Origin of the sequence: Kribbella sp. NPDC026611, from assembly GCF_040638345.1 — a bacterium.
GTDB lineage: Bacteria > Actinomycetota > Actinomycetes > Propionibacteriales > Kribbellaceae > Kribbella.
In genome coordinates this window covers 434609-454763 of sequence record NZ_JBEZYC010000006.1, presented here as the reverse complement: position 1 = coordinate 454763, position 20155 = coordinate 434609, and the positions used below count along the sequence as shown (strand labels likewise).

Sequence of the window (20155 nt, the reverse complement as noted above, 5' to 3'; positions counted from 1 at the left end):
CTCCGTTACGCGCAGTCGCACACGAGCACGGTCCAGTGGGCGACCTGGTCGGAACCTTTTGGGCGTCCCTGTTCCTCATCAGTTCCCGCTTCTCGCAGGTCCTCCGCGTAACCGGCCGATGCGGACCTGTCGCGCCCGCAGGCCGCCTCCTAGATCCAACAACACTCGACGGAAGCGACATCTTCACCCCCGCCAACGAGACGTCCATCCTCGTCAGCCCCCGCTGCACCACCGCCCTCCAACGCACCACCCTCCTGAACGTCGCACTCGAACCCGCCGGCATCGAATTCCCGCCCGCAACAGCTCGATGAATGCTTCCCCGGAGGAACACCTTGGCGGACGAAAGTCAGACCACTCGCATCCTCATCAAGTGCATCGAGCCGCAACAAAGCAGCTGGTGTTCGAGCCGTACGGCGTTGAATACGTCCGCGGGATGCGAGGGCTGCGTCTAGGCTTCGGGTTCATGAAACTGACCGACAACATTTGGCTCGTCGGCAGCGGTGCGAGTGGCTTCTCGATGACGCATCCCCGCGACTGCCATGTCTACCTGGTGGCTGACCAAGGGGATGCCGTGCTGATCGACGCGGGTGCCGGTGTCGACGTTGCACCGATTCTCGCGCAGATCGAGCGCAGCGGAGTACTGCGGTCGGCCGTCGGCCGTATTGTCCTGACGCACGCACACGCCGACCACTCCGGCGGGGCCGCGGCGCTCCGTGACGCGCTTGATGCGGAGGTGCTGGCTTCACCGGAGGTTGCGTCGTACTTGCGTGACGGTGACGAACGGGCAGCAAGTTTCGACCGGATGAAGCGTCCGGGCGGCTATCCCGACGACTACAGCTTCCGGGCCTGCCCAGTAGACGCTGAGCTGACCGACGGCCAACGCCTCACTCTCGGCGCTCTGGAGCTCGAGGTGCTCTCGACCCCAGGCCACAGCAGCGGCCATATCTCCTACGCCCTGCACCGCTCCGGGGGTGTCGACCTGTTCAGCGGGGACGCTGCCTTCGCCAATGGACGGATCCTCCTCCAGGACATTTGGGACTGCTCGATTGCCGACTCCACACAGACCGTCCGCCGACTTGCCGAATTGAAGCCCGCCGGGCTGTACCCAGGGCACGGCACCGTCGCGATCACTCTCGGCTGGCATCACCTGTATTCGGCCATCGAAGAGATGTCAGTCGGTCTGCCGCCGCGGCAGCTCAGCTTCTAGCGGCTCCGGGGAAGCAGCTCAGTTCATGGGCAGAGGGTGGCTTTGTCCTCGGCGGGGATCTTGAGGGATTGTTTGAGTTGGCGGATGCGGTCGAGTTGGGTCTTGGTGGCGGTGTCTTTTTCGAGGGCGGTATAGAGGGGTTGGACGGCCTGGGTGGCGGCTTGTAGTTGTGCGGGTGTTGCGTTGACGATTTTTCCGCCGTTGTTGCAGAAGGCGGTCGCGTTGGCTGACTCCGTGGTTCGGTGGGTGAGGACCCAGCGCTGGGTTGCGGTCGCGGCGTCCTGCAGGATTTTCCGGTTCACAGCGGACAGCCCGTTCAGCACCTTCGAGTTGATGACGAGCGTGTTCACCTTGGTGTTGAAGGTCAGGTTGGCGACCGCGACGGCCGGGGCGGGAAGGTCGAGGGAAAGGACGAACCCAGTCTCCGCACCGGTCAGCGTTCCGTCTCGGGCACCTGCGGCGTACCCGTCTCCGACCGCGTCATCCGGCTTGCCGCCGAGCGCGCGGATCGTCGCGTCCCCGAGGTCGGAGCGCGGCGCGCGGACGCCCTTGCCGGCGTAGTCCTTGGGCGTAACCAGCGCGTGCCCGAATCCGAACGGATGGCGCAGCCCCTCCGGCAATAACGCGAGCCCCGACACGCCCGCCTTGTCGAGGCCGGCCATCATCTCCCCCGCAAGGTCCGAAGTACCCACGATCTCGTCCGCGAGTGCGTCAGAGGTCACCAGGAACGGCGCGTTGAGTGCGCGGAGGCTGGTCACTCCCTCGGTATCCCACGCCCTGGCCGGGATCATTCCCATGGGCAGTTGTTCGTTCTTGACCATCCGCGCGACCCCTTGGTCCCATTCGCGGACTTCGGAGCCGGAGGCCTGCCACACCGGATAGATCAACAGCTTCCCGCCGGACGCGGTTCGGACCAGGCGGACGAACTCTGTGATGGCTGCACCACCCGGCGCGTCCGAGTCGTCCGCGGTTCCGAGCCGCAGGCTGACCGGCCCGGGGTCAACGACCGCCTTGTTCTCCGGTGCTTTGCTGCTACAGGCCGCACCCGCTCCCAGCAGAGCGCCGACAAGCACGAACACACTGACGAGCCGCGTTGGTTGCATGACATCCCCCATCCCCGCGGGCTTGGCCGCAACGGGTACCCCTCACACTCGCACCGATCGCCCACCACAGCCATCTCTCGCCCCCGGAACCTTCTGACCGCCAAACGTTTGAATCGGGGGGTAGCCGCCTGGTGGAGAACAAACCTTCAGTTCGCGGCATCTAGCTGAGCAAGGGGATGCCATGACGGCGAAGTAGGTCCGGCGCACTGCCGACCCAGCCGATGTCGCGGCCCACGACAGGCGAGTTCTGGGGCTCCCGCGAGGCTGACACGAAAGGCAACTGAGATGTTTCGTTCTTCATCCAGAACCAGCCGAAGCCGGGCGTTCCGGCGCGTACTGGCGGCACTCCTCACAGCGCCACTGGTCGGGCTGTTGCTCGCGGCAACGCCGTCCGCTCAGGCGGCTCCGGATCCCAAACTCCACGTGACTCAGGTGACCCTGGACCGCGCCTCGGTCGCAGTCTCCGGCCTCGCAACAGTGGCCGTGCAAATTCGGGTCACCGGCGGCTACGCATCCGACGAGCCTGGCCTGGCGAACATGCCGCTGAATATCTGGCTCAAACGGACGTCCGGCAGCGGCCCGCGGACCTTGCTGGTGTCGACCGATCTGCCGCGGGTGTCGGGCACCACACAGAACGGCACCTGGGCGGGTCCGGTCTATGTTCCGTCCACGGCCAACGGGGTATTCACCGTGTTCGGTGTGACGACCGGACCGTTGACCGTCTACGAGTCCGGCCCGATGCCGCCCGATCCGACGCCGGTCGCCGGGCCGGACCTGACGGTGGCCGGCACTCACCTTCCCAAGGTCACCGCCAAGGTAACTCCGTCGATCGTGCCGTTCGGATCCAGCTTCACGATCACCTGGGCGCTGACCGACTCGTCGACAGGCAAGCCCTACGGGACCCGGATCCGGGTACTGCTCGGCATCGGCAACCAATGCGACCAGAACCAAGGTGGAGACACGCCGCTCACCAGTACGAGTGGGACTGTCACCAAGGCCTATCCGGCGGCTGCCGCGAACGCCCTTGTCTGCCTGCGGATCCACGGCCGCATCTGGGACATCGCCAGTCTGAAACTCTTCGTCGCCCGCCCCGGGATCCTCTCGGCCGTACCGTCGAAGACCAGCGCCCCGGTCGGCACACTCGTCCCGGTCACCGGCAACGTCCTCGGCGCACCGTCGTCCTGCAAGGTAGTACTGCAGCGCTTGTACGGCGCAACCCAGTGGCGCGCAGTCAACACCGGCGTGGTCCGAACGAGCGGCCGCTTCACCCTGACCGCACAGCCGCCCTACAAAGGCCTGATCCCGTACCGCGCCTACTTCCCGGCCTGCGACCGCTACCAGGCAGGCACCAGCAAGCCCTTCTCCATCCGTGGCCTCTGATCCCAGCCGACCGACCGCTCGCTGACCACCTCCTTGGTCCTCGGCCGGTGGGTGGTCAGAGGGTTGGTTTGCCTGGTTTGTAGAGCCAGGTTTGGAAGAAGGGGGTGAGGTTGCGGTGGGTGAGGTGTTCGACGAAACGGATGAAAGTTTGGGTTGAGACGTTGCCGTAGCGGTGTGTTGTCGGCCAGTCGCGGAGGACCTGGAAGAAGGCTCGGTCGCCGATTTTCTGGCGGAGGGCTTGGAGGGTCATGGCGCCGCGGTTGTAGACGAGGTCGTCGAAGATGGCGTCGCGGCCGGGGTCGGCTACCTTGCCGGTCCAGTTGTCCTCGTGGGCGTAGGTGTCGGCGAAGGTCTTTGCCACCGGGACGCCGTTGAACTTCTCCTGGTAGAGCCACTCCGAGTACGTCGCGAAGCCTTCGTTCAGCCAGATGTCCGACCAGTGCACCGGCGTCAGGCTGTCGCCGAACCACTGGTGGCCGAGCTCGTGCGCGAGCAGGTCACCGTCGACGTGGCTGTTGCGCTGGTCGTACACCGGTCGGCTTTGCGTCTCCAGGGCGTAGTGGACGCCGACGTCCGCGAGGATCCCACCTGTCGAGTCGAACGGGTATCGCCCGTACACCGACGACTCCCACTGGATGACTCGCGCGGTGGTCTGGTTGAACACCTTGCCCTGACCGGCCACGGTGTCGATCGACTTGCCGATCGCGGTGATGTTCGGGAGACCGCCCGCCGTCACGCCGCGGGTGACGTTGTAGCTCCCGATCGCCAGCATCGCCAGCTCGCTGGCCATCGGCCGGCGCATGTTCCAGCGGAAGGTGGTCCGGCCGCCGTGGTGGGTGGTGAGACCCGGTTCGCCGTTGGCCAGCACGGTGAGTCCGGTCGGCACGGTGATGGTCTGGGTGTACGTCGCCTTGTCGTCGGGCGTGTCGTTCACCGGGTAGTACGTCGCTGCGCCGATGGGCTGGTTGAGTGCGACCGCGCCGTCCTTGGTGGCGACCCAGCCGGAGAGGCCCAGCGCCGGGTCGTCGATCTTCCGCGGGACGCCCGCGTAGGTCACCGAGACGCGGAACAGGCTTCCGCGCCACAGGCCGTGCCGCGGAGTGATCACCAGCTCCTGCGCACCGCTGCGGGCGTACGACGCGTCGCGCCCGTTGACCGAGAGCTTGCTGATCTTCAGCGGTCCCTGGAAATCCAGGTTGAACCGGGAGAGATTCTGCGTGGCCCGAGCCAGGATCGTCGTGGTCGCGCTGATCGCCTTGGTCTTGGGGTCGAACGCCAGCCGGATGTCGTAGTGGCTGACGTCGTACCCGCCGTTGCCCATGTCGGGGAAGTACGGATCCCCGGCCCCGGGCGCGCCGGGCGAGAACACCGGCACTCGTGGCGTGGCACTCGCGGTCAGGTTCGTCCCGGCCACCAGCCCAAGGGCCAGCGCGCAGACGGTCAACAGGTAAGCACAGCGACTCACAGTTCCTCCTGCGCAGATGGTGATCCCGCCCGCCAGATTATGCTGCCGCGGACCGACTGGTCCACGCGGGCACGTTGTGGGCCGGCAGCGCGCCTTGGGAGGGTGAGTTGTGGCTGACTTTCCTGACTGTGTGCCGATCCTGACCGACGGGCTGCCGGGACTGGTACTGCGTCCGCACGCGCCCGGCGACATCGACGACTTCACCGCGATGTGCGTGGATCCGGGCTATCGGCAATGGACGGACAAGCCGGTGCCCTACCTGCGCTCGCACGCCGAGCACTTCGTCACCGAGCTCATCCCGGGCGGCTGGGTCAGCGGCGAGGTGTACGGCTGGGCGATCGAGTCGGAGGGGCGGTTCGCCGGCAACATCGATCTGGGGAGTGTGCGGGCAGGTGGTGGTGATGTCGGGTTCGGGCTGGCGCCGTGGGCGCGCGGCCGCGGGCTGATGACGCGCGCGCTGCGCCTCGTCGTCGGGTATGCATTCGACGAGCTGGCGTGGCGGGTGGTCATCTGGCGTGCCGTCGCGGGCAACGAGGCCTCGCGTGCGGTGGCGCGGAAGGCCGGGTTCCGGCGGTTCACGACCGTACCCGACACCGCGTGCCTGCACGGCGAGCGGCGCGACGAGTGGGTGGCCTCGATCCGGCCCGGCGAGCTGCTCTCGGGCTGAGGGCGGAAGGCAGTGGTCTACGGCAATTTCTTGCCGTCACCGAGGCGCGCCCGGAAGCTGAGGGTCCGCCCCAGCTGTCAGGTGAGGAGCCATCCATGCGTCTTTTCCGTTGCGTCGCAGGCCTGATCACGATCCTCACCCTGGCGCTTCCGGCGTACGGCGCACCCGCGTCGCCGGCCGCCGCGGTCGGCTCTTCGTGGGCCTGGACCGAATCGGCCTATACCAGTGTGTTCTCGGATTCGCTCCCGACCGCCGACGCCGGGCAGACCCTCCGCCTGGACACCGCGCGCAACGAGTACGAGGCCGGACAGCTCGTCGTACGGCGCCCGGACGCGTTCCGGATCGACCAGGTGGCGTTCACCGACCTCGTCAGCGGCGCGAACCGGATCGCCGCGGCGAACCTGGAGTACAAGTTCGTCGAGAACACGTACCTGGACGCCAACACCACCGAGGGCGGCAACCCCGTCACCCCGGTCACGCGGCAGGCGCCGGCCGACTTCCCCGACGGTTTGTCCAACGACGCCACCCGCTCGGTACCGGCCCGCACCACCCAGCCGATCTGGATCCGCGTCTACGTTCCCGCAACCACCCCGGGTGGCCTCTACAACGGTACGGCAACCGTCCGCACCACGGCCGGCGACCAGGCCGTACCGGTGCAGGTCGACGTCCGGCCGGTGACGTTGCCCGAGGCAAGCGACGGCGCGTTCACGAACACGCTCTGGTCGCTGATGTTCGGCGTCCTGGACACCGGGGACCTCGGCGGCCGCGAACCGGTCGAGGACGCGTTCGGGCAGCAGAAGTACAGCCCCGGCTGGTGGGCGCTGATGGGCAACCTGGCCAAGGAGTGGAAGGCACATCGGACCAACAACCTGACGATCCCGGTGATGCGGATGCTGATGGACGGCGGCAGCCACTGGGACGCCGGCACCGGGCGGTACGTCTTCAACTGGCAGCACTTCGACGACATCGTCGACTTCTTCCTGGCCCGCGGCGGCGTCAAACGGATCGAAGGCTTCCTCGTCAGCGGTCCGCACGACGACCCGGACCACTGGTCGATCGAGCTGATCGACCCGGCCACCAACCAGCCGGCCTGGGAGTCCTGGAACACCGCGAAGGCCGGACGCTGGCTCGACCAGTACACGGCCGCGCTGCGCGCGCACCTCGAGGCCAAGGGCTGGGCATCCCGGTTCTGGACGCACGTCGGCGACGAGCCGTCGGACCAGGTCGCCGTGGACAGCTGGACCGGAATCGCGAAGCGGATGCGCGCCGCCTGGCCCGCGATCAAGCTCGGGGACGCCGTGTACGCCGAACCGTGGGCCGCGCAGGTCGCCGCCCAGGCCGACATCGTCGAGCCGAACCTGCGCAACTACACCGCGAACCCGGTGCCGTACGACAAACTGCGGGCCGGCGGCAAGGAGTTGTGGTTCTACAACTGCAGCATCCCGACCGGGAACTTCCTCAACCGCTTCATCGACCAGCCGCAGTGGGACCAGCGGCAGACCCTGTGGCTCGCCTACTCCCGCGGCGCGACCGGCTACCTGCACTGGGCGATGGACAAGTGGTGGTACCCGCTGAACGACGACGACGGGGATGGCCAGGACTTTCAGGAGCAGAAGGGCGACGGGTACATCGTCCTGCCCGACCGCGAGCACCAGACGATCCGGTCGACCGTGCGGTACGAATCGCTGCGGGACGGGATCGAGGACTACGAGGTCCTGAACCTGCTCGGCAAGACCGATCCGGTCGCCGCCCACGACCTCGCCGCCGGCCTGGTCACCGATGCCGAGACCTACACCCCGGACACGTCGTCGATGATCCGGGTCCGGCGCCTGATGCTCGATCTCGCCGCGGGCCGGCCGGCGACCGACGTTGCTCGCGCCGCCGTGGCGACGGCGTCCAGCGGCAACGCTCAAGCCGCGATCGACGGCGATCCGGCAACCGCCTGGCAGCCGAGCGGCTCCGGCTGGCTCCAGCTCGACTTCGGCAAGCAGGTCCAGCTCGACGCGATCCGGCTGCGCTGGTCCGGCGCCGTACCGGCGAGCGTGCAGCTGAGTCAGTCGTACGACGGCTCGCACTGGGCAACGCTCCGATCCAGCACCGGAGTCACCACACCGGACAGCAAGGCCCGCTACCTCCGGGTGCAGACCAGCTCAGCGCTCTCCGCCATCGAGGTCGCCGGCGCTGCACTGGCCGCTCCGAATCTGGCCGGCGGTCGCGCGTACACCTGGTCGGAGACTCCGCGCGATGTCGTCACCGGGCGGGAGGCGACCGACGGCGTACCGGCCGGATCGTCGGACGACAGGCTGAGCGTCGGATTCGAGTACGGCGACGTCGGCGCCCGGCGGACGGTGTCGCTCGACCTGGATCTCGGCGCGGTCCAGTCGATCGACCACGCCCGGACGCACGCGTACGAAGAGTTTCCGCCGTACCGGCCCGACGAGGTCCGCGTGCTGACGAGTGTCGACGGGACGCGGTTCACGTCCCGGGCGGCGCAGTCGACGCCGCGCGGCACGGCCGGGATCTGGTACGACCTCACCTTCGGCGCGGTGCAGGCGCGGTACGTCCGGTTCGAGTTCACCAAGACCGGGACAGCGGACGGCGACTCGATGTTCCTGGACGACGTCGAGGTGTACGCCGCTGCACCCGGTACGCCGGCCGATCTCGCCTGGGGCCGTCCGGTCTACCGGAATGCCGAACCGTCGGCCGCCTACCCGGACTCAGGCCAGGAGTCGACGGACGGCGTGGGCGGCGGCAGGTACGACGACGGTCTGAGTTACGGCTACCCGCTCGGCGCGGGCGAGACGAAGACCGTCGACGTTGAGGTGGACCTCGGCGCCGCGAAGCCGTTCAACCACGTCCGGGTCGCGGCGTACGACGACGGCGAGCACGACTACGCGCCGGACCGGGTCCAGATCGTGGTCGCGGGCAACGTTGTGGCCGAGGCGACGGTCCCGGCGGGCGGCTGGTACGACCTGAGCTTCCCGACGGTCACGCACGACGGCGTCGTCGTGCGGATGACGAAGACCGAGGGACGCTTCGCGGACTACCTGTTCGTCGGCGAGATCATCGTGCAGGGCGATCTCGGTCCCGACCTCGTCAGGTCGTACCAGGCGCCGGCCGGCGGCTACCCGGACAGCGGCTCCGAGTCGTCAGACGGCATCCTTGCCGCCGGCTACGCGGACGGCCTGTCCTACGGCTATCCGGTGTCCGGTCAGCGCTCGGTCTCGATCGTGCTGGACCTCGGCACGGTCCAGTCCGTGTCCTTGGTCAAGGTGCGCGAGTACGCCGACGACGAGCACGACTACGCGCCGTCCGAGGTCGTCGTCGCGACCAGCACCGACGGTACGGCGTACACCGAGCGGGCCCGCTCCTCGACGGCCGTCGGGCGATGGTACGAGCTGGCCTTCGCGCCGGTCAGCGCGCGCTTCGTCAAACTCACCCTGACCAAGACGTCCGCCGCGAACGCCGACTGGCTGTTCGTCGACGAACTCACGGTCCACGCCCGGCAATGACCGAGCGCACCCTATTTCAGTCGAAGCCTGCCCACCGGTTCGAGGTCCTGGAGGTACTGAGCCAGACCGGCCGGCTTCGAGTCCGGAGAGAGGGGGATGTAGACGAGGTAGGAGCCCGGAGCCAGCCGCCCCGGGCCGCAGCTCGTCACCGCGAGCGCGATATCGGCCCGGTGCGTACCGCCGCGCGGGATCTCCACCTGCTTCGGGCGGACGACGGGCGCCGCGCGGCCGACGATCGTGGGTCGCTGCCCCTCCCGGACGACCCGAATCAGAAAATTCTCAGGATGGGATGTCAAGGACGGCCGGCCGGCTCCGACCTTCTCGTGACCGTACAGAGGAGGAATGATGCGCAAGCTGATCTATTGGGTGCACGTCTCGGTCGACGGGTTCGTCGACGGGCCGGGTGGAGAGTTCGACTGGGCGCAGATGGGACCGGAGCTGTCGGCGTACTCCGAGGCGCTCGACGGGCGGGTCGACACGCTGCTGTTCGGGCGGCCGGTGTGGGAGATGATGGTCGGGTTCTGGCCGGCGGCCGAGTCGATGACCGACGACCCGCACGTGCTCGCGTTCGCGCCGTTCTGGCGGGCCACCCCGAAGATCGTGTTCTCGCGGAGCTATCAGGGTGACGACTGGACCAGCCGCGTCATCAGCGGCGACCTGGCCGGCCAGGTCAACGAGCTCAAGGCCCAGCCGGGCAAGGACCTGCTGCTGACCGGCGGCGCCGCGCTGGCCGGTGAGCTGACCAAGCTGGGACTGATCGACGAGTACCACGTCGCCGTACACCCCGTCGCACTCGGCGGTGGGCGTCGGCTCTTCGCACAGCCGGAACAACGCCAGAGCCTGCAGCTCGTCGGCTCGAGGATCGTCGACGGCCGAGTCGTGGTGTCCCAGTACGAGGCGGCGCAGCGATGACCGTCCTCAGCGAGACCAAAGCACGAAGCCCACGGCTCGCGCTCGCACTGCTGTCGCTGCCTTCGTTGCTGATCGCGATCGACATCAGCGTGCTCAGCGTCGCACTGCCACGGATGGCGGCCGACCTGCGGCCCTCCCCCACCGAGCTGCTGTGGATGAACGACATCTACGGGTTCATGGTCGGCGGCACGATGATCACGATGGGTGCCCTCGGCGACCGGATCGGCCGCCGCCGGCTGATCGTGGCTTGCTCGGCCGTCTTCGCGATCGCCTCGGCGGTCGCGGCGTTCGCGTCGGCGCCCTGGATGATCATCCTGACCCGCGCCGTGATGGGCATTGCGGGCGCCGCGATCATGCCCGCGTCGATGGCGCTGATCGGCGAGCTCTTCCCGGACCCCAAGCGCCGGGTGTCCGCGATGGGCGCCTACATGACCTGCTTCCTCACCGGCATGTCCGTCGCGCCGCTGCTCGGCGGCGTGATGGTCGAGTACTGGTGGTGGGGCTCGGTGTTCCTGCTCGGCGTACCGGTGATGCTGCTGACCGTGCTGGCCGCTCCACGGCTGTTGCCGGAGTCGCAGACGACAGTGAGTGCGCCGCTGGATGTACGCAGTACTGTCCTCTGTCTCGCCGCCATCCTCACCCTGGTCGCAACCCTCAAGTGGTCCGTCAACGGAGCGCACCCTTGGGAAGCGACGGCTCTCGGGCTGGCCGGCCTACTGCTGGGCCTGGTGTTCGTACGTCGACAGCGCCGGCTGGAGCACCCGCTGGTCGATCTCTCGCTGCTCAGGCGGCCAGGAGTCGGCCGCGCGCTGACCGTCCTGTTCCTGACAGCGCTGCTGATGGGCGGGACCTCGCTGTTCGCGACGTTCTACCTGCAGTCCGTCCTGGGCCTGTCGCCGCTGGTCGCGGCGCTGTGGCAGATCCCGTCGATGCTCGCGATGATCGTCGCCTCGAACCTCGGGCCGTGGCTCGGCCACCGGATAGCTCCGGCGCGGATCGTGCTGGGCAGTCTGCTCGTGATGACCGCCGGCTTCGTGCCGTACGTCTTCATCCCTGCGGACCGCTCCGGGATCGCTGCCATCGTCGTCGGTGGCGCCCTCGCGACCGCCGGCATCGGCGCCGCGTTCCCGTTCCTGATGAACGACATCATCTCGCACGCACCGCAGGAGCTCGGCGGCTCGGCAGCGTCACTCGCCCAGACCGCGAACGAGATCGGGATCGCCACCGGGCTCGTGATCCTCGGCAGCCTGGGCACGGTCGTCTACCGCTCCCACGCCGGCCAGGCGGACGGATCCTGGGTCGACGGTTTCCGCTCGGCCACCGACCCAGGTGCCCTCCACCACGTCCGGGACGCGTTCGTCGCCGGGTACCACGCAGTCGGCGTCACCGGCGTCGCCACGATGGCGGCCGTGCTGCTTCTCTACGTGGTACGCCGGCGACCTTCAGCCCAGTAAACGGCCCAGAGCTACCAGTTCCAGGCGACGCCCCGCCTGCACTGGCTCACGGGGGGTGTGTCTTTCCGTCCGCCGCCGACAAAGACGACCTTCGTGCCTTCGGGGTTGGTGAAGCAGCCGTCGAGCAGGGCCTGCTCTTCCCGGTACGTCTTGGGGCTCGAGTAGATCAGCTTGCCGTTGGCGTCGTACCCACGGACGGTGTATTTCGGTGCCGAGTCCGGGGCCGGGCGGGTCAGGGTGTCGATGAACTTCATCGGCGCGAAGAAGAACCCGTTCCGGAGTATGGCTTCCGTAGCCGGTCCGGTGCCGATCGCGATCGTGATACGCGCTACGTCCCTTGCGTAGGTCCCGTTGCCCGCACCGGTCTTCTGGACGACAGCGGACTGGGTCTCGCCCCTGCGCGCCGGGGTCCACCCCGTCTGATGGCCCTTGGCGTCGAAGCCGCAGGCGATGTTTCTGCGGCCGCCGTAGTACGAGAGCACGACCCAGGCGACTGCGTGGGTATCCGCCGGCGGCTTCACCCACTTGAACTCGTCGGCCACGGCCGGGCTACCGGCCGGATCCGAAAACGTGCTCATTGGGTGGTCACACTCCTTGACGTACTTCCGCTTCTCGGTCGCGGTCAGCGGCTCGATGGCCGGCTTGGCCGCATCGGCGCCCGCCGCCCCGGACACCGATGGCTGCGCATCGTGGCCGCGGAGAGCGGGTACGCCGATCGTGAGGCCCGCGGCGACGGCAACGACCGCCGCGGCCGCGGCGAGCGGGATGAACCGGCGGCGTGGTGCGGCCTGGGCGGACTCGTGGTCGACGATGCCGATCAACTCGTCGCGCTGCCGCTCGCGGGTGGCCGGGCGCAGCTCGTGCTCGGGTGGCGGGGTGAGCTGGGTGTTCATCATCAATCCTCCAGGGAAGAACCGGGGTCGAGCGCGCGCAGCTGCTTGCGAGCGCGGGACAAGCGGGATTTGACCGTGCCGATCGGGATGTCCAGCGCGACCGCGGCCGCCTGCTGGTCGAGGCCGGCCCAGATGCAGAGCTCGACGATCTCGCGCTGCTGCTTGGGCAGCCGTTTCAGCGACTCGCGCGCCGCCTGGATCTGTTCGTCGTACTCGAGCCGGCGCGCCACGTCGTCGGCATGGTCGCGGACGTGTTCGACCCGTAGGTTGGCGGCCGCGAGGGCGCGGCGGTAACGGGCCTTCGAGCGCCACTCGTTGCGCGCTGTGTACTCGGCCACCCGGTACAGCCAGGGCAGCACCGAGTCGCGGTCCAGGACCACCTCGGTACGCCGCCGCCAGGCGTGCAGGAAGACCGTCGAGGTCAGGTCCTCGGCGTCGCTCCACGAACCGGTACGGCGGTACAAGAAGTTGTAGATCGCCCCGGAGTACCGGTCGTACAGCTGAGCGAACGCCGCCGAATCTCCCCCGGCGACCCGCTCCCACAGCATCCGGTCGCTGCTCTTCGCCATCGCCGCCTCGTCGCGCCCCGCCTGAAGGGCTATCAACGGCCGACTCCCGTCATCCTGCCGTGCATCAGCGCTCCCATCGTCCGACCGACTGACTTGTGCCCGGCTTGTGTCTGGAAAACGGGAAAGGTTCCACCCTGGGTTGCTCCGCCGCATCACCCTCGCGTCGGCTGCTGGAGCCGTCAGGCGTGGGCCAGGACCAGAGAGCGGAGGTCGTCGAGCGCGTGGTGCCTGGCACCGGTCAGGGCCGGCTCGTGGGTGAGCTGGGCGACGCGAACGGGGATCTCTCGCGGAGTGACCTCGCCGACGCGGCGCGCTACGGCGTCGACGAGCGCGGGATGAGTGCCCCAGGGGCCGCCGAGTACGACGAGCGCGGGGTCGGTGAGCGCCGTGACGGCGGCAATGACTCCCGCGGTCGCGTCGGCCAGGACCGCCAGGACGCGACGGGCTTTTGCCCGCGGAACCTCGATGACGCGGGCCAACGCGAGACTGTCGATCGCCGTCGAATCCGGCTGGCGCAGATCGAGTTCGGCGAACACCTCGGTGTAGGTGATGGCGCGGCCGCGTGGTCCTCGGGTCACCACGTACGCGATCTCGCCCGCGATGCCGGTGTGCCCACGCCGTACCTCGCCGTCCGCAACGACGGCGGCGCCGAGGCCCTCGCCGAGGTAGAGATAGACGAAATCCGCTGGATGATCGCCGCCGGCGGCGGCGAGCTCGGCGCGGGCGGCCCAATGGACGTCGTTGTCGACAGTCACGGCGCCGGAGACGAGCGGACCCAGCAACTCCACCGGTGACAGCTCGCCGAGCAGGAACGGTGCTCCCGGAAGATGTACGAGGCGGCCGGTCGAGCGATCGACCGGATCGGCGGCACTGACGACGGCGAGACGTAGCCGCCCGGAGCAATGTTCGGATACCCGGGTTGCGACGGTTCGCATCACCTGACCGACCTCGCGGGGCCGCGCGGGTCGGCGTACCGGCGCCGTCTCCCGCGCGACCGTTTCGCCGTACACGTCGACGGCCTCGGCGACGACGCCTTCGGGAGCGACGCTCAGCACGAGCGCCGCGCCGAGGTCGTTGCCGAAAGCAAAGTAAGTGCCGACGCGCCCGCGACCGGTGGTGCGCTCCCCGGTATCCCGCAGCAGGCCGGCCTCGGTCAGCCGCTGCACGCTGTCGGAGACCGCTGGCTTGGACAGACCGGTCCGTACGGCGATCTCGGCCCGGGTCAGCCGACGCTCGGCCATCAGCGCACGGAGCACGTGCTCGTCGGTCAACGAGCGGAGCAGGTCCAGCGAGGGCTTGGCCGGCGTCATGGCCGAAGTCTAGTCAGGAGTGTTGCCTAAATCGCTTAAGGCGCCCTAACCTGGATTTAGTTAGCGCTGCTTCCTAGAAAGGTGTGAGCCATGACCACCACTCCGCTGAGTACTACGGGGCTGCCACCGCTGCCGCACTGGGAGGAAGTGCCGACCGACCTGAAGGCCGCGATCCGGGAGATCAAGGCCGCCCTGCGCGCCCGGATCGCGGCGTCGGGGCGAACGGTCGAGGAAGTCTTCGCCGTCGTCGAGCAGCGGATCGCCGGCCGGGTCGAGGAGATCGAGGCGGCCAAGCGGGCTGGAGAGACGGTGTGGCCGGTCATCGACTACACCGACATCGAGAACGGGACCGTGTCCGCCCAAGCGGTCGAGCTGCTGCGCAGCCGGGGTTGTCTGGTGGTCCGCGGCCACTTTCCCCGCGAGCAGGCCCTCGCTTGGGACCAGGGCATCGTGGACTACGTCGAGAGCAACCGCTTCTTCGAGAACTACCGCGGTCCGGGCGACGACTTCTTCGGCAGCGTCGGGTCCAAGCCGGAGATCTACCCGATCTACTGGTCGCCGGCGCAGATGCAGGCCCGGCAGAGCGACCGGATGGCCCGCGTACAAGCGTTTCTGAACGCGCAGTGGACTCATGAGTCGGATGGCGTGCAGTGGTTCGACCCGGACCGCGATTCGCTGTACCCGGACCGGATCCGGCGGCGCCCACCGGGGATCGACTCCGGTGGCCTGGGCACCCATCTGGACCCCGGCACGCTGGACCTGTGGATGACCGAGTCGAGCCAGAACGCGTTCCGGCACCTCTTCGACGGCACGGTCGAGGAGTACGACCCGTGGAGCGCCGCTCACCGCACCGACGGTTCGCAGTACCCCGGCAGCACCATGTGCTCGGCGTTCCGCACCTTCCAGGGCTGGACTGCGTTGTCGGACATGGACCACGACCAGGGTGTGCTGCAGACGGTGCCGATCCCCGAGGCGATGGCGTACTTGATGCTGCGTCCGCTGCTGGCCGACGTACCGGACGACGACATGTGCGGCGTGACCGTGAACCAGGTGTTTCCCGCCAACGAAACCTGGCACCCGTTGCTGCTGCGCGCCGTCAGCGGCATCCCCGACGTCAAGGCCGGCGACTCGGTCTGGTGGCACTGCGACCTGATCCACGGCGTCGCCCCGGTGCAGAACCAGAAAGGCTGGGGCAACGTCATGTACATCCCCGCCGCCCCATGGTGCCCCCGCAACGAGCGGTACGCCGCCGAGGTCCGCGAAGCCTTCCGCACCGGCTCCAGCCCCAGCGACTTCCCCGACGAAAACTACGAACGCAACTGGCCCAACCGCTTCACCCCGGACAACCTCAACCACACCGCCCGCCAAGGCCTCGGCCTCGAGTAGAACCCGGTGACTCGGTCGATCGGTCGTGGCTTACGACGGTTCGGAGATCTCGCTGACGGTTTCGGCCGCCTGTTGGGGTAGCGCCTTGACGACGTCCGCCTGGGCGAGCATCCCGACGAGTTCGTGGCCATCGATCACCGGAAGGCGCCGTACCTGGTGCTGCTCCATCGTGCGCAGCGCCTCCTCGATACTGTCATCGGCGCCGATTGTGACCGGCTTGCCCTCGCCGAGCGAGCCCGCTGTCGTTTGCGCCGGGTCGCCTCCGTCGGCGATGCATTTCACCACGATGTCGCGATCGGTCAGCACACCCTTCAGCCGGTTGTCCTCCCCGCAGATCGGTAACGCGCCGACGTCGAGGTCCCGCAGCTTGCGAGCAGCGTCGACCAGACTCTCGTTCTCCCCGACACACTCCACGCCGGGTGTCATCAACTCACGTGCGCTGGTCATGGCGTCATCCCCTTCCTGACTACATTCGGGGCTACGCGGTGCCCACCCCGACCGCGTAGAAACGCCCCGGCTCCCTGGCATGCCAGGGAGCCGACGTGACGCACTTCGTCACTTCTTCGATGCTGCTGCCTTGCCGCCCTTGCGGCCTGCCTTCTTCTTCTGTGCGGTGGTACCGCCCTGGCTGCTGCTGCCGCCCTTGCCGCTCTGCTTGCCACCGTGCTCGCTGGACTTCGGTGAGTTGGCGATCTTGGCAGCCCGCTCCTTGGACATCCCCTTGTCCTTGAGCGCCTCGTACTGCTTCTCGTTCTTCACGTTCGACGACTTGCCAGGCATAACTACCTCCATCCACGGTCAACTCGCCGTCCCGGTACCCCAAATCCCGAGGCTGGATGCGAAAGCGGGGCGCAGGCCCGGATGACCACAACGTCCTCCTCGTCGACGTCGGCTGGGATCGTCCCTGCGGCTTGTTGCGCTCGCATCAGCGGGCCCAGCGGGCCGCGCACGCAGCTTCGCACCTCGACGTCCACGAGACCGGCCTGCCGCAACCGGTCCAAGGTCGCCTCGATCCCGATGAGGGACGAGTGGACGAGCAGCAGCACCCCGCCCGGTCGCAGGTGGGCAGGCGCGGCGTCGCACAGGGCGTCGACGACGAGACGGCCGTCGGGGCCCGCCTCCCACGCCCGGCTCGCGCCGCGACGGGGTACGTCGGGCCGCGGCGACGGCACGTACGGCGGGTTGCTCGCGATCACGTCGAAGCGCTCCCCTGCCACAGGCGCGAACATCCTGCCCCGGAGCGTCCGGATGCGGAGACCGGACCGGAGCGCGTTGAGCCGGACCGCGAGCAGCGCTCGTCGGGAGACGTCGACAGCGGTCGTGACCGCGCCGCGCTCCGCCGCGGAGAGCGCGACGACACCACTCCCGGTGCAGACGTCGAGCGCCGTCCGGCCCGGCACGACTTCCTGGCGGACGGCATCGGCCAGCATCCACGAGTCCGAGATCGGAGCGAAGACGCCCGGAAGAGTCACCAGCTTCATTGGTTCGGGGGTGGACATCGCGACAGCCTCCTGCCGGTAGGCCGAGCGCTGTGGGCGTCCCGGCGGACCTGAGGCTTCGCTTTCGAACTGAGCCACCGGTTACCCGCTGCGGACAGGTCAAAACCGCACCTGCCGGCAAGGCGTAAGCTGACAGTGCCGTTGGCTTTTCGACAGCGCTGCTCAAGGCCTGTCGTCCGCGGTTCCAGACAATCCCGGTCTGTTGTGCATGAGGCGGCGGCCGCGGAGGGTGGTTGCGCTCATGAGCACGAACCACGACGCCAAGGCATCCCTGTCCAGAGCCGTGCAAGACGCGGCTGTTCTCTCCGTCGCACAGGCTCAGGGCGTACTCGCCGAGCGCTACGACTTGACCTTCGACGGCGCCCTCGCCGTACTCGACCGACGGGCACAGCACGCGGGAATTCCACTCGTCGAGGCCGCCCGCTGGTTGCTGACCGCAGGCACCCTGCCTTGACTGTTCACAACGTGCCTTCGGCAAGCGCCGGCTCCAGCGACGAACTGGCGCGCTGCCGACGGTAATCGTGGGCCGGGAGTAGGGTTGATGGATGCAACCCTGCGGCTGGTGGGGGCCGATGGAGAGGTGTTGGCAGTGACCGACCGATCGGCGGTCCTTGCCAAGCTGGCACGGTTGGCGGCCGCGAATGCGGACAGTCGGCATCTCGCCGACCGGCTGTGTGAGGCCGCTCGACTGATCCTCCAGGCAGACGGCGCGTGGCTCACGGTTCACGAGCCCGGAGCGGGCCAGCTCCGTCTCAGCGCGACCGACGAGACAGCCAGCGCACTGGAGGAGCTGCAGGACCTCCTGGGTGAAGGCCCGTGCCTGACCGCCCTCCGCGAGGCAGCACCGTTGACCACGGTCGTCGCGGACAGGTTCGACAACCGGTGGCCCGAATTCACCCGCGCAGCCTTGGAGCGCGTCGGGGAGCTCACCGTCCATGCGCACCCGATGCGACCGGACAACCAGGCGTTCGGTGTGCTCGGCCTCTATCTGCGCCCGGGCAACACCTGGACCGCGGAATCTTTCGAGACGGCACAGTTCCTCGCCGACACGATCGCCGCCGCGTTGCTCAAGGACCCCATCCCGAAGCTGGAGCGCGGGCTCGACGGCGGCATGTGGTCGGCGCGCGCCGAAGTACACCAGGCCACCGGCATGGTGATCGTCCAGTTGCACGTTCCGCCCGCGGACGCGCTGGCTCTGCTGCGAGCACATGCGTACGCGCACGACGCGACGCTGGGCGAGATCGCCCACCAGGTCGTCACCCGACAGCTCGATTTCCGAGGAGATTCATGACCAGCTACCACACCGCCCCTTCGGCGCTGCCCGAACGCGCGGTGCGTGAGCTGGCCGCGGCGACTGCCGCTCTGGTCCGTGAGCACGACGTGATCGGAACGACCATCAACCTGCTGGCCGGTTGCGCCGAGTGCGTCCAGGCGACCGCGGCCGGGATCGTGGTGGTCCAGCCCGGCCGGGAAGGGCTGGAGTTCCTGGCTGCCACCGACCATCGGGCGCAGCACCTCGAGGTGTACCAGGTTCAGATCGACAACGGCCCCGGCGTGGACTGCGTGGCCACCGGGCAGTCGGTCACCGTTGTCGGCACCGAGGCGATCGGGGCCCGTTGGCCGACGCTGCTGGAGGCGTTCCGTGCGGCCGGTTTCAGTGGCGTCCACGCCGCGCCGATGATCTGGCAGGGCAGCATGCTCGGTGCGGTCAACCTGTTCTTCGCCGAGGGCGGACTCGCCGACGATGCGGAACTGATCGCGCAGGCATTCGCCGACATCGCTGCGTTGGTGATCGCCCAGACGACCGCCCTGTCACCTGCGGAGCTCGCCGCCCGCACCAGGGCCGCGCTGGAAGAGCGAACCGTGATCGAACGAGCCAAAGGCGTTCTCGCGTACGCCGAGGGCCTGTCCATGGACGCCGCCTTCGACCAACTGGTGACGCGCGCCCGCATCCAGGCAATCCCCCTGACCGCAATGGCGGCCGCAGTCGTCCACGCCGCCGCTAACGGCGACCGCCAAGGGCAATGACCTACCCACCGGTGACGGTTGGGCGTACCGGCGTCCGAAGATTGCCCGTCCGGTTCGGCCGGCATTTCACCGGGTCGAAGGTGTCGGCGATGACTCCGGCCGCGACCTCACGGAGCTTGACGTTGGCAGTCTGGGAGACCCGCACCAGGAAGGCGAAGGCACGGTCCGGGTCGAGCCGGTAGCGCTCCATCACAATACCGACCGCCTGCCCGATCACCTGACGGCTGTGCAGGGCTTCACTCAGGTTCTCGTCGTGGCGAGCCCAGCCCAGGGCGACCGCGACGAGCCGCGCGAACATCGCGCCCAACTGCCGGGTGTCCGTGTCGATCTCGTGCGCGCGGGTCGCATAGAGATTCAGCGCACCCCGGGCGTGCGGTTCGGCATGGAACTGGAACGCCAGCTGGGACCCCAGTCCGAACGCGGCCGCCGCCCTCGGACCGTACTCCGGCCACCGCAGGTCCGATGCCAGATCGTCGACCTGAACCACCGGTACGCCGGTCACGGCCGCGTAGCACGGTCCCTCGCACAGCTCGTACTGCAGCTCATCGGCTTGGACCGCAACGAGGTCGGTCGGTGCGAGAGTCTCGATCCGGCCGTCCTTGGAGGTGACCGAGATGCTGGCGTATTCGATCCCAGGAATCGTCTCGGCCGCACTGCGGGTGATCCGGCCGAGGGTCACCAGCAGGTCGATCGGCACCAGCAACGTCGCCGCCACCTCGTTGACCACGGTGATGAGCTCCTGCATCTCCATCGCCAGCACCTCCTCGCGC

General features: G+C 68.3%; 20 protein-coding genes. 10 read left to right on the top strand and 10 right to left on the bottom strand.

Going from position 1 to position 20155, the window contains the following annotated elements; all coding sequences use genetic code 11:
* Positions 1 to 463 precede the first annotated feature (463 nt).
* Complete coding sequence (locus AB0E69_RS26525) at positions 464 to 1207, top strand: MBL fold metallo-hydrolase (RefSeq protein ID WP_360151443.1); 744 nt, start codon at positions 464 to 466, stop codon at positions 1205 to 1207.
* A 23-nt stretch (positions 1208 to 1230) separates the two neighbouring features.
* On the opposite strand, the gene AB0E69_RS26520 is transcribed toward AB0E69_RS26525, so the two are convergent.
* A complete protein-coding gene (locus tag AB0E69_RS26520; protein WP_360151440.1) occupies positions 1231 to 2310 on the bottom strand; it encodes a hypothetical protein in 1080 nt (359 codons plus the stop codon).
* Between the two features lie 423 nt (positions 2311 to 2733).
* On the opposite strand from AB0E69_RS26520, the gene AB0E69_RS26515 reads away from it, so the two are divergent.
* Positions 2734 to 3690, top strand: a complete 957-nt coding sequence (locus tag AB0E69_RS26515; protein WP_360151437.1) for a hypothetical protein — start codon at positions 2734 to 2736, stop codon at positions 3688 to 3690.
* 55 nt (positions 3691 to 3745) lie between these two features.
* Here AB0E69_RS26515 and AB0E69_RS26510 read toward each other — a convergent pair whose 3' ends face one another.
* Positions 3746 to 5155: a M1 family metallopeptidase gene (locus tag AB0E69_RS26510; protein WP_360151434.1), complete on the bottom strand. Its 1410-nt coding sequence runs from the start codon at positions 5153 to 5155 to the stop codon at positions 3746 to 3748.
* Positions 5156 to 5264: 109 nt separating this feature from the next.
* Between AB0E69_RS26510 and AB0E69_RS26505 the strand changes: the two genes are divergently transcribed.
* Positions 5265 to 5822, top strand: a complete 558-nt coding sequence (locus AB0E69_RS26505; protein ID WP_360151431.1) for a GNAT family N-acetyltransferase — start codon at positions 5265 to 5267, stop codon at positions 5820 to 5822.
* 95 nt (positions 5823 to 5917) lie between these two features.
* On the top strand, positions 5918 to 9334 hold the full coding sequence (locus tag AB0E69_RS26500) for a glycoside hydrolase domain-containing protein (protein WP_360151428.1): 3417 nt from the start codon (positions 5918 to 5920) through the stop codon (positions 9332 to 9334).
* A gap of 11 nt (positions 9335 to 9345) precedes the next feature.
* On the opposite strand, the gene AB0E69_RS26495 is transcribed toward AB0E69_RS26500, so the two are convergent.
* Entirely contained in the window at positions 9346 to 9630 is a 285-nt protein-coding gene (locus AB0E69_RS26495; RefSeq protein ID WP_360151425.1) for a hypothetical protein, read from the bottom strand.
* A 49-nt stretch (positions 9631 to 9679) separates the two neighbouring features.
* Here AB0E69_RS26495 and AB0E69_RS26490 point away from each other — a divergent pair, with 49 nt between their 5' ends.
* Both AB0E69_RS26490 and AB0E69_RS26485 read left to right on the top strand, forming a co-directional pair.
* Positions 9680 to 10246 carry a dihydrofolate reductase family protein gene (locus AB0E69_RS26490; protein WP_360151422.1) on the top strand — a complete coding sequence of 189 codons (567 nt, stop codon included), beginning with the start codon at positions 9680 to 9682 and terminating at the stop codon, positions 10244 to 10246.
* Positions 10243 to 11700, top strand: coding sequence for an MFS transporter (locus AB0E69_RS26485; protein ID WP_360151419.1), 1458 nt, complete (start codon positions 10243 to 10245; stop codon positions 11698 to 11700). Before AB0E69_RS26490 ends, AB0E69_RS26485 begins: the two co-directional genes overlap by 4 nt.
* 11 nt (positions 11701 to 11711) lie before the next feature.
* Here the strand turns inward: AB0E69_RS26485 and AB0E69_RS26480 are convergent, their stop codons facing one another.
* The 3 genes from AB0E69_RS26480 to AB0E69_RS26470 form a co-directional block, all read right to left on the bottom strand.
* Complete coding sequence (locus AB0E69_RS26480; protein ID WP_360151416.1) at positions 11712 to 12593, bottom strand: hypothetical protein; 882 nt, start codon at positions 12591 to 12593, stop codon at positions 11712 to 11714.
* 2 nt (positions 12594 to 12595) lie between these two features.
* A complete protein-coding gene (locus AB0E69_RS26475; protein ID WP_360151413.1) occupies positions 12596 to 13162 on the bottom strand; it encodes a sigma-70 family RNA polymerase sigma factor in 567 nt (188 codons plus the stop codon).
* 179 nt (positions 13163 to 13341) lie between these two features.
* Positions 13342 to 14472: an ROK family transcriptional regulator gene (locus AB0E69_RS26470; RefSeq protein ID WP_360151410.1), complete on the bottom strand. Its 1131-nt coding sequence runs from the start codon at positions 14470 to 14472 to the stop codon at positions 13342 to 13344.
* 90 nt (positions 14473 to 14562) lie between these two features.
* On the opposite strand from AB0E69_RS26470, the gene AB0E69_RS26465 reads away from it, so the two are divergent.
* A complete protein-coding gene (locus AB0E69_RS26465) occupies positions 14563 to 15858 on the top strand; it encodes a DUF1479 domain-containing protein (RefSeq protein WP_360151407.1) in 1296 nt (431 codons plus the stop codon).
* Positions 15859 to 15888: 30 nt separating this feature from the next.
* Here AB0E69_RS26465 and AB0E69_RS26460 read toward each other — a convergent pair whose 3' ends face one another.
* The 3 genes from AB0E69_RS26460 to AB0E69_RS26450 all read right to left on the bottom strand — a co-directional run bounded on the left by AB0E69_RS26460 (position 15889) and on the right by AB0E69_RS26450 (position 17357).
* Positions 15889 to 16305 carry a CBS domain-containing protein gene (locus AB0E69_RS26460; protein WP_360151404.1) on the bottom strand — a complete coding sequence of 139 codons (417 nt, stop codon included), beginning with the start codon at positions 16303 to 16305 and terminating at the stop codon, positions 15889 to 15891.
* Between the two features lie 108 nt (positions 16306 to 16413).
* Complete coding sequence (locus AB0E69_RS26455; RefSeq protein WP_360151401.1) at positions 16414 to 16638, bottom strand: hypothetical protein; 225 nt, start codon at positions 16636 to 16638, stop codon at positions 16414 to 16416.
* 2 nt (positions 16639 to 16640) lie between these two features.
* The gene (locus AB0E69_RS26450) at positions 16641 to 17357 is read right to left on the bottom strand and encodes a HemK2/MTQ2 family protein methyltransferase (RefSeq protein WP_360151398.1); all 717 of its coding nucleotides are present in this window, start codon (positions 17355 to 17357) and stop codon (positions 16641 to 16643) included.
* 241 nt (positions 17358 to 17598) lie between these two features.
* Between AB0E69_RS26450 and AB0E69_RS26445 the strand changes: the two genes are divergently transcribed.
* The 3 genes from AB0E69_RS26445 (at position 17599) to AB0E69_RS26435 (ending at position 19385) form a co-directional block, all read left to right on the top strand.
* Entirely contained in the window at positions 17599 to 17811 is a 213-nt protein-coding gene (locus tag AB0E69_RS26445; protein WP_360151395.1) for an ANTAR domain-containing protein, read from the top strand.
* Between the two features lie 135 nt (positions 17812 to 17946).
* Positions 17947 to 18648 (top strand): GAF and ANTAR domain-containing protein, encoded by a 702-nt coding sequence (locus AB0E69_RS26440; RefSeq protein ID WP_360151392.1) that lies wholly within the window; start codon positions 17947 to 17949, stop codon positions 18646 to 18648.
* Complete coding sequence (locus AB0E69_RS26435; protein WP_360151389.1) at positions 18645 to 19385, top strand: GAF and ANTAR domain-containing protein; 741 nt, start codon at positions 18645 to 18647, stop codon at positions 19383 to 19385. The genes AB0E69_RS26440 and AB0E69_RS26435 overlap by 4 nt, the downstream gene beginning before the upstream one ends.
* Position 19386: 1 nt before the next feature.
* On the opposite strand, the gene AB0E69_RS26430 is transcribed toward AB0E69_RS26435, so the two are convergent.
* Positions 19387 to 20136: a GAF and ANTAR domain-containing protein gene (locus AB0E69_RS26430; RefSeq protein ID WP_360151386.1), complete on the bottom strand. Its 750-nt coding sequence runs from the start codon at positions 20134 to 20136 to the stop codon at positions 19387 to 19389.
* Positions 20137 to 20155: the final 19 nt, after the last annotated feature.

Coding starts and splice junctions, on each gene's coding strand:
- AB0E69_RS26525 (WP_360151443.1), top strand. CDS start 464: ATGAAACTGACCGACAACATTTGGCTCGTCGGCAGCGGTGCGAGTGGC.
- AB0E69_RS26520 (WP_360151440.1), bottom strand. CDS start 2,310: ATGCAACCAACGCGGCTCGTCAGTGTGTTCGTGCTTGTCGGCGCTCTG.
- AB0E69_RS26500 (WP_360151428.1), top strand. CDS start 5,918: ATGCGTCTTTTCCGTTGCGTCGCAGGCCTGATCACGATCCTCACCCTG.
- AB0E69_RS26490 (WP_360151422.1), top strand. CDS start 9,680: ATGCGCAAGCTGATCTATTGGGTGCACGTCTCGGTCGACGGGTTCGTC.
- AB0E69_RS26485 (WP_360151419.1), top strand. CDS start 10,243: ATGACCGTCCTCAGCGAGACCAAAGCACGAAGCCCACGGCTCGCGCTC.
- AB0E69_RS26480 (WP_360151416.1), bottom strand. CDS start 12,593: ATGAACACCCAGCTCACCCCGCCACCCGAGCACGAGCTGCGCCCGGCC.
- AB0E69_RS26475 (WP_360151413.1), bottom strand. CDS start 13,162: ATGGCGAAGAGCAGCGACCGGATGCTGTGGGAGCGGGTCGCCGGGGGA.
- AB0E69_RS26470 (WP_360151410.1), bottom strand. CDS start 14,472: ATGACGCCGGCCAAGCCCTCGCTGGACCTGCTCCGCTCGTTGACCGAC.
- AB0E69_RS26465 (WP_360151407.1), top strand. CDS start 14,563: ATGACCACCACTCCGCTGAGTACTACGGGGCTGCCACCGCTGCCGCAC.
- AB0E69_RS26460 (WP_360151404.1), bottom strand. CDS start 16,305: ATGACCAGCGCACGTGAGTTGATGACACCCGGCGTGGAGTGTGTCGGG.
- AB0E69_RS26455 (WP_360151401.1), bottom strand. CDS start 16,638: ATGCCTGGCAAGTCGTCGAACGTGAAGAACGAGAAGCAGTACGAGGCG.
- AB0E69_RS26450 (WP_360151398.1), bottom strand. CDS start 17,357: ATGTCCACCCCCGAACCAATGAAGCTGGTGACTCTTCCGGGCGTCTTC.
- AB0E69_RS26445 (WP_360151395.1), top strand. CDS start 17,599: ATGAGCACGAACCACGACGCCAAGGCATCCCTGTCCAGAGCCGTGCAA.
- AB0E69_RS26435 (WP_360151389.1), top strand. CDS start 18,645: ATGACCAGCTACCACACCGCCCCTTCGGCGCTGCCCGAACGCGCGGTG.
- AB0E69_RS26430 (WP_360151386.1), bottom strand. CDS start 20,136: ATGGAGATGCAGGAGCTCATCACCGTGGTCAACGAGGTGGCGGCGACG.